Source organism: Vibrio sp. PNB23_22_6 (assembly GCF_052877535.1).
On the sequence record NZ_JBNFXP010000028.1, the window covers coordinates 12,539 to 24,799 of the forward strand.

Annotated in this window: 13 protein-coding genes; 1 reads left to right on the forward strand and 12 read right to left on the reverse strand. The window is 45.5% G+C overall.

Annotated features, from left to right (window positions below; genetic code table 11):
* Position 1: 1 nt before the first annotated feature.
* The gene (alr, locus tag ACVA54_RS17255) at positions 2 to 1,078 is read right to left on the reverse strand and encodes an alanine racemase (protein WP_099080838.1); all 1,077 of its coding nucleotides are present in this window, start codon (positions 1,076 to 1,078) and stop codon (positions 2 to 4) included.
* Positions 1,079 to 1,091: 13 nt separating this feature from the next.
* Positions 1,092 to 2,492 (reverse strand): replicative DNA helicase, encoded by a 1,401-nt coding sequence (locus ACVA54_RS17260; protein ID WP_099080827.1) that lies wholly within the window; start codon positions 2,490 to 2,492, stop codon positions 1,092 to 1,094.
* A gap of 349 nt (positions 2,493 to 2,841) precedes the next feature.
* Between ACVA54_RS17260 and ACVA54_RS17265 the strand changes: the two genes are divergently transcribed.
* Entirely contained in the window at positions 2,842 to 3,606 is a 765-nt protein-coding gene (locus ACVA54_RS17265; RefSeq protein WP_099080826.1) for a DUF481 domain-containing protein, read from the forward strand.
* A gap of 131 nt (positions 3,607 to 3,737) precedes the next feature.
* On the opposite strand, the gene rplI is transcribed toward ACVA54_RS17265, so the two are convergent.
* From rplI to ACVA54_RS17315, 10 genes are all read right to left on the reverse strand, one after another.
* Positions 3,738 to 4,190 carry a 50S ribosomal protein L9 gene (rplI, locus tag ACVA54_RS17270; protein ID WP_099080825.1) on the reverse strand — a complete coding sequence of 151 codons (453 nt, stop codon included), beginning with the start codon at positions 4,188 to 4,190 and terminating at the stop codon, positions 3,738 to 3,740.
* Positions 4,191 to 4,223: 33 nt separating this feature from the next.
* Positions 4,224 to 4,451: a 30S ribosomal protein S18 gene (rpsR, locus tag ACVA54_RS17275; protein WP_000090472.1), complete on the reverse strand. Its 228-nt coding sequence runs from the start codon at positions 4,449 to 4,451 to the stop codon at positions 4,224 to 4,226.
* A gap of 16 nt (positions 4,452 to 4,467) precedes the next feature.
* Positions 4,468 to 4,770 (reverse strand): primosomal replication protein N, encoded by a 303-nt coding sequence (priB, locus tag ACVA54_RS17280; RefSeq protein WP_099080824.1) that lies wholly within the window; start codon positions 4,768 to 4,770, stop codon positions 4,468 to 4,470.
* An 8-nt stretch (positions 4,771 to 4,778) separates the two neighbouring features.
* Positions 4,779 to 5,159, reverse strand: coding sequence for a 30S ribosomal protein S6 (gene rpsF / locus ACVA54_RS17285; RefSeq protein ID WP_099080823.1), 381 nt, complete (start codon positions 5,157 to 5,159; stop codon positions 4,779 to 4,781).
* Between the two features lie 243 nt (positions 5,160 to 5,402).
* Positions 5,403 to 6,074 (reverse strand): ribulose-phosphate 3-epimerase, encoded by a 672-nt coding sequence (gene rpe, locus ACVA54_RS17290; protein ID WP_099080822.1) that lies wholly within the window; start codon positions 6,072 to 6,074, stop codon positions 5,403 to 5,405.
* A 100-nt stretch (positions 6,075 to 6,174) separates the two neighbouring features.
* Positions 6,175 to 7,014 (reverse strand): Dam family site-specific DNA-(adenine-N6)-methyltransferase, encoded by an 840-nt coding sequence (locus tag ACVA54_RS17295; protein WP_099080821.1) that lies wholly within the window; start codon positions 7,012 to 7,014, stop codon positions 6,175 to 6,177.
* A 69-nt stretch (positions 7,015 to 7,083) separates the two neighbouring features.
* The gene (locus tag ACVA54_RS17300; protein WP_446649781.1) at positions 7,084 to 8,601 is read right to left on the reverse strand and encodes an AAA family ATPase; all 1,518 of its coding nucleotides are present in this window, start codon (positions 8,599 to 8,601) and stop codon (positions 7,084 to 7,086) included.
* A gap of 52 nt (positions 8,602 to 8,653) precedes the next feature.
* Positions 8,654 to 9,754: a 3-dehydroquinate synthase gene (aroB, locus tag ACVA54_RS17305; RefSeq protein ID WP_446649782.1), complete on the reverse strand. Its 1,101-nt coding sequence runs from the start codon at positions 9,752 to 9,754 to the stop codon at positions 8,654 to 8,656.
* Positions 9,755 to 9,783: 29 nt separating this feature from the next.
* The gene (gene aroK, locus ACVA54_RS17310; protein ID WP_099080818.1) at positions 9,784 to 10,302 is read right to left on the reverse strand and encodes a shikimate kinase AroK; all 519 of its coding nucleotides are present in this window, start codon (positions 10,300 to 10,302) and stop codon (positions 9,784 to 9,786) included.
* 190 nt (positions 10,303 to 10,492) lie between these two features.
* Entirely contained in the window at positions 10,493 to 12,238 is a 1,746-nt protein-coding gene (locus tag ACVA54_RS17315; RefSeq protein WP_446596943.1) for a type IV pilus secretin PilQ, read from the reverse strand.
* Positions 12,239 to 12,261: the final 23 nt, after the last annotated feature.

A 12,261-nucleotide genomic window follows, 5' to 3' on the forward strand; every position in this document is an offset into this window, starting at 1 on the left:
GTTACTTAGCGTATTCCATTTCGACGCGAGAAGTCAGTTTCGTCACTAGCTCATAAGCAATCGTGCCAATGTGACTCGCGACCTCTTCTACTGGTAACGCTTTACCCCAAAGAATGGCCTCGTCACCAACTTTATCCGTAGCATCTGCGCCTAAATCAACCGTCAACATGTCCATTGAAACACGACCAGCGATCGGCACTTTACGCCCATTCACCAAAACAGGAGTGCCATTTGGCGCACTTCTTGGGTAACCGTCACCATAACCAACCGCTATCACGCCGATTTTAGTATTACATTCACAGACCCATGTGCCCCCGTACCCCACACTTTCACCTTTTTTCACTTCACGTACAGCTATCAGATGAGACTTCAATGTCATCACCGGCTGGTAACCAAGATCTTGTGCGGTCTTATCACTAAAGGGGGAGACACCATACATAATGATCCCCGGACGAACCCAATCGAGTTGGCTTTGTGGCCAAGCCAGTAAGCCGGCTGAAGCCGCGAGTGAACGTTCCCCCTGACAACCTGCGGTCAAAGACATAAACAACGCTATTTGCTCAGGGGTGGTATGGCTATCAAGTTCATCAGCACAACCAAAGTGACTCATATAACGAAGCGGCTTAGCTACATTCTGACACGCATTTAGGCGAGTGATAAACTCTTCATATTGTTCTGGACGAACCCCTAAGCGATGCATGCCGCTATCGATTTTTAGCCAAACCACAACCGGCGTTTCTAATTCCGCTTGTTCAAGAGCGATCAACTGCTCTTCACAATGCACCACCGTTTGGATGTTATTGGTGACCAAAACCGCCAAATCACCTGCTGAGTAGAACCCTTCGAGCAATAATATCGGCTTCACCACACCGCAGGCGCGTAATTGTAACGCTTCTTCAATTCGTGCAACTCCGAATGCATCGGCATGAGTCGCATGCTTCGCGACGTGACGCAAGCCGTGGCCGTAACCATTGGCTTTTACCACCGCCATCACTTTACTTTCTGGCGCTTGCTGTTTTACTCGTTGAAGGTTGTGTTGTAGTGCAGACAAGTCAATACATGCCATTGCGGCTTTCATGTAGCTCATTGTATTACTCATCATCAATATCAAATGCAGGACCCGCGTAATTGTCAAAGCGCGAGTGTTGACCTTGAAAGGTCAAACGTACAGAACCAATTGGACCGTTACGCTGTTTACCTAGAATGATTTCTGCCGTCCCTTTATAAGGGCTATCCGGATGATAAACCTCGTCACGATAGATGAACATGATCAAGTCGGCATCTTGCTCAATAGAGCCCGATTCACGCAAGTCGGAGTTAACTGGGCGCTTATCCGCACGTTGCTCTAAGGAACGGTTAAGCTGCGACAGGGCAACAACAGGCACATTTAGCTCTTTCGCCAACGCTTTCAACGAGCGAGAGATTTCTGCAATCTCAAGCGTACGGTTGTCCGATAATGCAGGAACACGCATAAGCTGAAGGTAGTCGACCATGATCATGGATAGGCCACCATGTTCACGCGCGACACGACGAGCACGAGAACGGACTTCTGTTGGAGTCAGACCTGAGCTATCGTCGATGTACATGTTCTTCTTTTGCATCAAGATGCCCATGGTAGAAGAAATACGCGCCCAATCTTCGTCATCTAATTGACCCGTACGGATTTTAGTCTGGTCGACACGAGAAAGAGACGCAAGCATACGCATCATCAACTGTTCTGCTGGCATCTCTAGCGAGAAGATCAGCACTGGCTTCTCTTGTTGCATCGCGGCGTTTTCACATAAGTTCATCGCAAAGGTAGTTTTACCCATCGATGGACGCGCAGCCACAATCACCAAATCCGAGCCTTGCAGACCCGCCGTTTTCTTATTGAGATCGGTAAAACCAGTATCCACCCCAGTCACACCGTCTTGCGGCGTTTTGTACAACAGCTCAATACGCTCGAGTGTTTTCTCCAGAATGTTGTCCACATTCTGCGGTCCTTCATTTTCACTGGTGCGCGATTCTGCGATGGCAAAAACTTTACTTTCCGCTAGATCAATCAAATCTTCAGAGCTGCGACCTTGCGGATCATAACCTGCATCCGCGATCTCATTTGCCACGCCGATCAGGCCGCGAACAATGGCGCGTTCCGCAACGATATCAGCATAAGCGTTAATGTTCGCCGCACTAGGCGTATTTTTAGCAAGGTCGGCAAGGTAAGCAAAACCACCGACATCCTCTAATGATTCGTGACGCTCCAAATGCTCAGATAACGTGATTAAATCAAGAGGCTTGCCCGCTTCAAGAATGGTTTTGACACCATCAAAGATAAGACGATGTGGACGACTATAGAAATCACTGCTAACAACACGTTCGGCAACGGTGTCCCAACGTTCATTATCCAATAAGAGCCCACCAATCACTGATTGTTCCGCTTCCAATGAGTGAGGGGGCACCTTCAGTGCGTCTACCTGACTGTCCAAAGGTTTGCGATTTCTGTTTTCCGCCATGACTTTGCTCGATAACTACTATTGACCCGAGATTATAACCTTAAACCTAACTAATATGCTTCCCCGATACGACAATTACTTGTTAAGAGTGGAACAGGAGAAATACGTCTCTTGATGTTAAGCCAATGGCCTCTTTCGGTGAGTTAACACTCCCTAGTAACGTTAACCATCGAGCAAGCATCTATCATTATTGCAAAGAGTCTATATTGTGATTGGTTTCGCCCATATCAGTCATGGATATCACGATGGTAACTAAGCCTGAGTCTAATATAATTTAACGTACCATTGACCAAATAAAATATCTGTATCAGTATCATGCCCCACCATTTTCATTGCATTCGAGGTAGTTGTGTCACGATACTGGTTACTTGGCATTAGCTTGCTTTGTATGGGCGCATCGCATGCTGAAGAGTCAGTACAGCCAGAGCAAACCATTGAAGTGACCGTTCCTCTAGAAACTGAGGTCGAATTCGGCTATCAGGCTCACACAGGTAACACGGACTCTCGTTCCCTAAATGCTCGCCTAAGCGCTGAATACACTTCCGGTCGTCACCGTTCAATGGGTGAATGGAAGTATTACAACCTGTATAAAAACGGCGAGGAAGATAAACGATCTTCCACTTACACCGCACAGAGCGACTACAAGTTGGGGACAAAAACTTACTTGTATGGCAGTTTTAAAGGGGTAGATTCACGCTACAGTGCTTACTTTAAAGATTACACGCTTTCTGGCGGTCTGGGTTATCAGTTTGCTTACACTGAAGATTTCACTTTGGAGGTCGAAATCGGACCGGGCTTTCGCTATCAAGAACCGAACCTTGATGAAATTGACGACGATGATATTGTCTTTTCAGATATCGTCCAAGAGGCGATATTTCGTGGCAACATCAACACGACTTGGCATGCACTCGATAACTTGAGTTTTGGCGTTGACGTCACAATGGTGAGCGGTAAAAGCAACACGCGTATAGATAGCGATATTAGTATCATCAATAACATCACCGAAGATATAGCATTAAAGCTAGAGCAATCTCGTCAGTACCACGATAGGGTGCCAGAAGGGCTGAGCAAAGCAGATAGTGTGTTCTCGGTAAACCTACTATTTATCTTCTAATACCAATGCCGCAAATGATGTAGCCAGTATTAGATAATTTCTGGTCTTCCCCACCTTCCGCTTTTCATTGAAAATTAGACATAAAAAAAGCACCTCGAGAGAGGTGCTTTAAATTCGTCTTGATACTGATATTAGTCAGCAGCAACAACCTGTACTTTCGCAGTAGCGAACACTTCTGAGTGAAGTTGAACGCTGATCTCGAATTCACCAGTGTTACGTAGAGCGCCTTCAGGAAGACGAACTTCGCTCTTAGCAACTTCAACGCCTGCCGCTGTGATAGCGTCAGCGATGTCACGAGTACCGATAGAACCGAATAGTTTGCCTTCGTCACCAGCTTTAGATGCGATAACAACAGCTTCTAGAGCGTTAACTTTCTCAGCACGTGCTTCAGCAGCTACTAGTTGCTCAGCAACTTTAGCTTCTAGTTCAGCGCGACGAGCTTCGAACATTTCAACGTTAGCTTTAGTAGCCATAACCGCTTTACCTTGAGGGATAAGGAAGTTACGAGCGTAGCCAGATTTAACGTTTACTGTATCGCCAAGACCACCTAGGTTACCGATTTTATCAAGTAGAATAACTTGCATTGTTTAATCCTCTTTCTTAATAAAACGAACCGATTACTGATGCTTGTCAGTGTACGGTAGTAGAGCTAGGTAGCGTGAACGCTTGATAGCGCGAGCTAGTTGACGTTGGTATTTAGCGCTTGTACCAGTGATACGGCTAGGAACGATTTTACCAGCTTCAGTGATGTAGTTTTTAAGAGTTGCTACGTCTTTGTAATCAATCTCTTGTACGCCTTCTGCAGTGAAACGGCAGAATTTACGACGACGGAAGAAACGAGCCATGGGCTATCTCCTGATCTTAAATTTGAGTAATATTGTCGGCATGTAACACTAATTTCCCAACGCCATTTCGGCCGGTTTGATAAGCGACAAAACCACTTACCTTAATGTTACTACCTTGTACTAAATTCTGAGTTAACGCTTGTGACCTAAGCCCACTGACAACTACCGGCATTCGACAATAAACTTGTCGTGGTAGGTCAGCTTCGATAACAGCAGAGCGATGCTCTAACCAAAACCGACAGTGTTCAATGCCACTTGGGCTTTTACTACGAATGGGCGGCTTGGCAATGGTGCCACTCAGCTCCATTCGATTGGCCATAAGAGAAATTACTCAGCAGCTGCTTCTGGCTTAGCTTCAGCACGCTCTTCGCGACGTGGAGCACGCTCTTCACGTTGCTTAAGCATGATAGATTGCTCAGTGATAGCCGCTTTAGTACGCATGATCATGTTGCGTAGAACTGCATCGTTGAAACGGAAAGCAGTTTCTAGCTCATCGATTACAGCTTGGTCAGCTTCAACGTTCATTAGAACGTAGTGAGCTTTGTGAAGCTTGTTGATTGGGTAAGCCAGTTGACGACGGCCCCAGTCTTCTAGACGGTGGATTTTACCGCCAGCTTCAGTGATTGAACCAGTGTAACGCTCGATCATGCCAGCAACTTGCTCGCTTTGATCTGGGTGCACCATGAATACGATTTCGTAATGACGCATGGGTTGCTCCTTACGGATTATTCAGCTTCCACAAATGGCCCGGTCGTCCAGAGGAAGCAAGGAACTAAAGAAAATTGACCGAGTTTTAAGGAGCACGAATAGTACAGAAAGGACGCAAAATAGGCAAGTGATTATTTGCACAGCGCGAGGGATATTTTTGCACCCTTGCCTTCAGAAACGACAAAGGCTGCCAACAAAGTGACAGCCTTTTTAATCAGTGTGTTATTACACTTATTTCAGCGCTTATTTAACTTGAGCAAGTTCCGTACGCATTTGGTCAATCACTTGCTTGTAATCTGGCTGACTAAAAATTGCTGAACCCGCGACAAACATATCCGCACCCGCTTCGGCGATTTCACGAATATTATCGACTTTAACACCACCATCGATCTCTAAACGGATATCACGACCAGACTCATTAATCATTTTGCGTACAGCACGGAGCTTATCCAAAGTGTTCGGAATGAACGATTGACCACCAAAGCCCGGGTTAACGGACATAAGTAGAATCAAATCCACTTTGTCCATGATGTACTCTAGGTGAGCAAGCGGTGTTGCTGGGTTAAGCACCACGCCCGCTTTACAGCCGTGCTCTTTGATCAATTGAAGAGTACGATCGACGTGCTCTGATGCCTCAATATGGAAAGTGATCATCGATGCGCCCGCTTTCGCGAAATCAGGAATAATACGGTCGACTGGCTTGACCATTAAATGAACGTCGATTGGTGCAGTAATACCGTAATCACGCAGCGCTTTACACACTGGCGCACCAAATGTCAGGTTTGGTACATAGTGGTTATCCATCACATCGAAGTGCACGACATCCGCACCCGCTGCGAGTACTTTTTCTACGTCTTCACCAAGACGGGCAAAATCAGCCGATAAAATGGATGGCGCAATGAGAAAATCTTTCATACCTGACCTCAGTAGTGGCGAGCAAACAACAAACAAATTTGCGCACAATTCTACCGAAGCCAGTGGGGAGATCCACTATTTAGAGACAATAGTGTGAGAACTAGGAGTCAGATTTATCCGTATCTGGGGCACGAAACAGAGCAAGCAGCTCATCAACTTTATTGCGTCCACTGCCGTTGCGGCTGATGGTTCGCTTCACTTTAACCACATTAAGCTCAGCACCATGGTACAGGCGACGCGTTAATGTCGTGTCGTGGTTTGAAATCAGAACGGGAATACCACGTTCAGTTGCAGCTCTCTCTGCAATGTCAGCCAATGCTGCTTGGTCATCAAGAGTAAAACCATTACCGGCATATGAGGTAAAGTTCGCCGTATTCGACAACGGTGCGTAGGGTGGATCACAGTAAACCACGCTGCCTTTGCGCGCTCGGCTGAATGTCTCAGGGTAACCTTCACAGACAAATGTCGCCTTCTTCGCTTTTTCTGCAAAGAATTCAAGCTCGGCTTCTGGGAAGTAAGGCTTTTTGTAAGAGCCAAACGGTACGTTGAAGCCACCTTTTTTGTTGTAACGGCACAATCCATTAAAACCAAAACGATTCATATAAAGGAATGCAAGGGAACGGTACATCACATCGTCGGTACCGTTAAACTCAGCGCGAATACTCAGGTACGCTTCTTTACGATTATTCTCTGCGACAAACCAACGCTTTGCCTCTGAGATGTAATCCTCAGGACGCTCTTTCAGCAGGTTATAGAGGTTAATTAGGTCGGGGTTGATGTCTGCCAGCAAATATTGGTCATAGTCGGTATTCAGGAATACTGAACCAGCACCAACAAAAGGTTCAACTAGCTTCCGAGCCGGTGGCAAATGACGTTGGATGTCTTCAACCAGACCGTATTTTCCTCCCGCCCATTTTAGAAAGGCTCGTTGCTTTTTCATCTACTGCTCTATCTATCGACCAAAAATTAAGGCTGCGGAATGTAACATATTTTTCGACGAAGCTCAGGATTATTTCACGCGATCAATTTCGCGATGTACTTGACTCAAGGATTTTGCCCAAGGACTCACCGACTTAAGTGAATCAGGCAGTCCTTCAACCGCGTCACGCGCTAACTGAATGGTCGGGTAATCTTGATAAGTAATTATATACCACTCTGTACCACTGCGAACCGTTGGGTAAATGCGCACTTGGTGATTGAGCTGATGGAGATCTAAAAATACTTGAACATCTTCCATTGATGTCATGGCAGCAAGCTGCAAAGTATAGGCTCTTGGAGACAAAGCCTTTAACTCTTCACGAGCAAACGAAAACTTCAGCACCGGTTGACGCGAAGCCAAGTCTGAATCCGATCCTACCGACGTCTCACTATCTTCCGCCTCAACCACTTTAATCAATGATGAGCTGGCACTGCTTTGTAATGAAGCCTCGGACGCTTTAACAACGGCGTCGATTTTAGCCGTATTCGCATGCTCAGGCTTACCTTCAAGCAAAGCATCGACCACATCAGATTCAATGACCACACGCTGTTGAGCCTCTTCAGAGCCAACACTTGCAACTTCGCCAGTCACCACAGGTGGTAATGCGTCCGAGTCATCGGTCACATTAAACAGATCAGAGTGGCTATCAGCATCCGTTTCCATCGACGTACCTACCGATACACCGACACTTGATTCGACTTCGGGCTCGGTTAACGTTGGGATCGCTGTTTGCTCCAAACTGCCTGTCATTTGCTGCGCTTTTTCCTCTGGACTTGGCTGATTATACATCCACCAGTAGCCACCTACTGCCAGTAACAATAACACCAACACAAGCAATGCGATGTTACGCGATGATCCGACCATTGAGCGGATAATAATCCTTTTTTCCATTTTCATCCCTCCTAACGCCATAATGTCGCCTGGAACAGGTTCAACTTTTTTAAAAGCATCTCGAACGCGTTTTTCCGCATCATCATCCACGTATCGAACCACTAAAGATTCAAAAAATCGACGCGCCTCCACTTCCGAGAGCATCTCAATGTCTACTTCAACTGGCTTTAACTCTTGCCCATAACTAAGGCGCGCGAGAACCGACTCTATCTTTCCAGCGATAGTAAAGAGTACGACATTTATTTTCCACTTTGGATTCGCTTGTGCTTCTAACACCAATATCCAAAGTTCTGAGAGCAGAGTTTCACTCAGCAAGTGAGCGTCATCGACCACAATAGCGATATCACACGAGTCGTTGCCGATAATTCGCACAAAGCTATCAATCAATCTATCTTGTTGATTAAAAAGAGCATCAGAAACAATCTGGTTCAAAATAAGCGTACGATGCTGCACATCATCTTGATTAGTTCGACACAGTAACAAACATTGATTTTTATTGCTTGCACCGAGCTCAAGGTATCGTTGTGCTAACCATGATTTTCCGTAACCGGCATGACCATTAACCGCAATCAGGTTGGACCCAAAATTGGTCAGTAAACCCAATCGATCCAATAATTCAATTTGAGAGTCCAATTCCAGTACGTGAGCGAAACTCATTTAAAAACCCTAATCAACAACAAAAATGACACCCTAAAACAGCATGACTAAATCAAATATCACGCCCAAAGTCGATGGCTTGTTTGATCACGTCTTGAGGTGTGTCCGCGATGACTTCTGCGCTGCCGATACCCGTTGGTAACACTAGGCGAATCTGACCAGATAGCACTTTTTTGTCACGCATCATGTGCGCCATAAAGTCATCAAATGTCATACTTTCTGGGGTGTGTACAGGCAATTTAGCGCGGCGCAAAATTGCAACAATTCGATCGAACTGCGCTTGAGAAATCAACCCACGGAGATGGGATGTTTTTGCTGCCATCACTGTACCTGAAGAAACCGCTTCACCATGTAGCCAGTTACCATAGCCTAGCTCCGCCTCAATCGCGTGACCATAAGTGTGACCAAGGTTGAGCAATGCTCGAATACCGGTTTCTTTCTCATCCTGCGCGACAACTTCTGCTTTGATTTCACAGCAACGTGCAATCGCGTAAGTCAGGGCTTCTTCATCTAGGGCGTACAGACGATCGAGGTTCTCTTCCAACCAATCGAAAAATGCACCATCATAAATAATGCCATACTTGATGACCTCTGCGATGCCCGCAGCAAACTCACGCTCTGGCAATGTCGACAAACAATTGGTATCGATAATTACGGCTTTTGGCTGGTAAAAAGCACCAATCATATTTTTGCCTAATGGGTGGTTAACAGCCGTTTTACCACCAACTGATGAGTCAACTTGAGACAATAATGTCGTAGGGATTTGGATGAAATCCACACCGCGTTGATAACACGCTGAAGCAAAGCCAACGAGATCACCAATCACACCACCGCCCAATGCGATAATCACCACATCACGCGCATAACTTCCCTCCAATAGGAAGTTCATGACTTGGTTAAATACGTCTAGGCTTTTGTATTGCTCGCCATCAGGTAACTCAAGTAAAGAGGCGTCACAGCCAAGCTGCTTCAGTTGGTTAAGAATTTTATTTGCGTACAGAGGTGCCACCGTGACATTACTGATCACGACCACTTTCTGGTTTGCGTTTTTATTTGAGAGAATTTGAGAAAGGTACGCCGGGTCCTCAAATAACCCGGCGCCTATAGAGATTGGGTAGCTACGCTCTGCTAGATTGACCGTAATCCGTTCCATCGGGGCCTCCAATTAAAAAAGATAATTGCTTATCTCTCTTCTAGCATTTTTACGATTTGGTTGGCTACCACTTTTGCACTCTGGTCGTCAGTACGAACGGTGTAATCCGCCACTTCTTCATATAGAGGATTACGTTCACCAGCCAATTGCTCCAATACTTCACGAGGTTTATCCGTTTGAAGTAAAGGACGCTTCTTGTCACGGTTAGTACGTGCCAATTGCTTTTCGATAGTCGTTTCTAGGTAAACAACAACACCACGAGCTGAAAGGTGATTGCGGTTTTCTTTGCTCATGACAGAGCCGCCACCTGTTGCTAGCACGATACCTTGCTCTTGAGTTAGGTCTTCAAGCACCGCTTCTTCACGCTTACGGAAGCCTTCTTCACCTTCTACATCAAAAACCCAAGAGATATCTGCGCCTGTGCGTTCTTCAATCACTGTATCAGAGTCAACAAACTCCATATGCAGCTGCTGTGCGAGATGTCTACCAATTGTACTTTTGCCGGCACCCATTGGGCCAACAAGAAAAATATTACGTTTCTCAGCCATATTTAGCGGTATTTTTACAACGTTAATTCAATAAGATCGTCACAAGAAAACACAGCCAAACTGCTATTCAACAAGGCTTGTGACACCAATTCCTCACAGATAATTCGTGATAAGACCCGAAATTATCCAAGCATGGTGCCACTAATGCAACTTTATTTTTGATCTAATCGCTTTTTTTACTGATTAAGCGTTACTGGATTACGACTTTGGGTGTGACAAAAACCAGCAACTCACTTTTACCTACATTTTCATAACTGCGACGGAAAAGCGCCCCCAATAGCGGCAAATCCCCCAATAAAGGCACTTTATCAACAGAGTTGGTAATGTTGTGCTGGAAAATACCACCGAGTACCACCGTCTCACCATTGTTCACCAATACCTGAGTTCCAATACGTTGAGTATCGATAGCCACAGCTTCACCAGTTCCCGTTTTTACTACTTGCCCTGGCCTATCTTGCGTCACACTTAAATCCAACACTAAGCGGTTATCTGGCGTAATTTGCGGCGTCACTTTTAAACTCAACACCGCTTTTTTGAACGTTACCGAAGTCGCACCACTTGAAGAAGATTCTAGGTATGGGATCTCTGTACCTTGCTCGATATAAGCCGGTTTTTTATTGGTAGTGATTAAACGCGGACTAGAAATGATTTCTGCTTTCGATTCTTGTTGTAACGCAGAAAGCTCTAAGTCCAATAAGGTATCAGAGCCCAGCTTTGCCACTTGGAAAGCAATACTGGTTGCACTCGGATTGGTCGCAGCTAAATTCACATTCAGGAAGTCATCAATACCGGCACTGCTACTAGCGTCTTCACCTTCACTACCGCCAGCATCGTAGAGGCCAATGGTCGCTAAATTACTCTCAATTGAACCTCCGACAGTATTGCTGCCATTGGTTGAGGTAAAGCCCCAGCGAACACCCAGTTCATCCATATTGCCTTCATAGATAGTCACAATTCGGGCTGCAATTTGTACTTGTTTAACGGGAATATCCAGCGATTCGATGATTTCTCGGATAACGGCAATGTTCTCAGGTAATTCACGAATCAAGAGTGAGTTAGTACGCTCATCAATCGTCATTTTTCCGCGTTCAGACAACATACTAATGTTACCCTCGCCATTGATCATCTCTGCAATATCTGATGCTTTAGCGAAATTAACTTTGATGATTTCCGATGATAGTTCGCCCATCTCCTGCTCGAGTTTTTGTTTCTCCAGTTGCTGCATTTCTCGTAAATCGAGCTCATCCTTTGGTGCGACCAAAATCACATTCCCATCAACGCGTTTATCTAGCCCTTTTACCTGCAAAATAATATCCAATACCTGTTGCCAGGCTACACCATCAAGGCGCAGGGTCAGATTACCGGCGACCGAATCGGACACCACCAAGTTGAATTGATTATGATCGGCAATCAATTGCAATACGTTACGCACAGGAATATCTTGGAAATTAATCGAAATCAGCTTGCCTTGCTTATCTAAGATGCTCTTATCTGGCACTTTTTCATTCGGCTTTAACTTACTAACCGTCACTTCAAGATAACGCCCAGAGAGCCGATAATCATGGGTATAACCTTCATCGATATACGCCTGCAAACGTGTGCCCGAAACCTCACGAAAGACCTCGACACTTTCAACTACGGTTGAGAAGTCTTTTACATCAAGCAGATAAAGCTGTTCATCTGCCACTAAAGTGTTGAGCAAATCAATGCTCAGCCCTTCCTGGACGCGCTTAATATCCACTATCGCTGCTGGAGAGGCCAGTTCGACTACAATGATCGCATCTTTGTCTTTGTTAGTGCGAAAATCGATACTTTTTAGTGCATTAGCTTGTCCTCCTTCAGCGTGAGCTAAAGGCGCTAAAAGTAAAAGCAGCCAGAAAGTAAAAAGCCCTGTTAGCTTCTTTGGTAGGCTCGGAAATCCTTGTCTCATCTTCATTACTCAATATCAAAAAATAAATA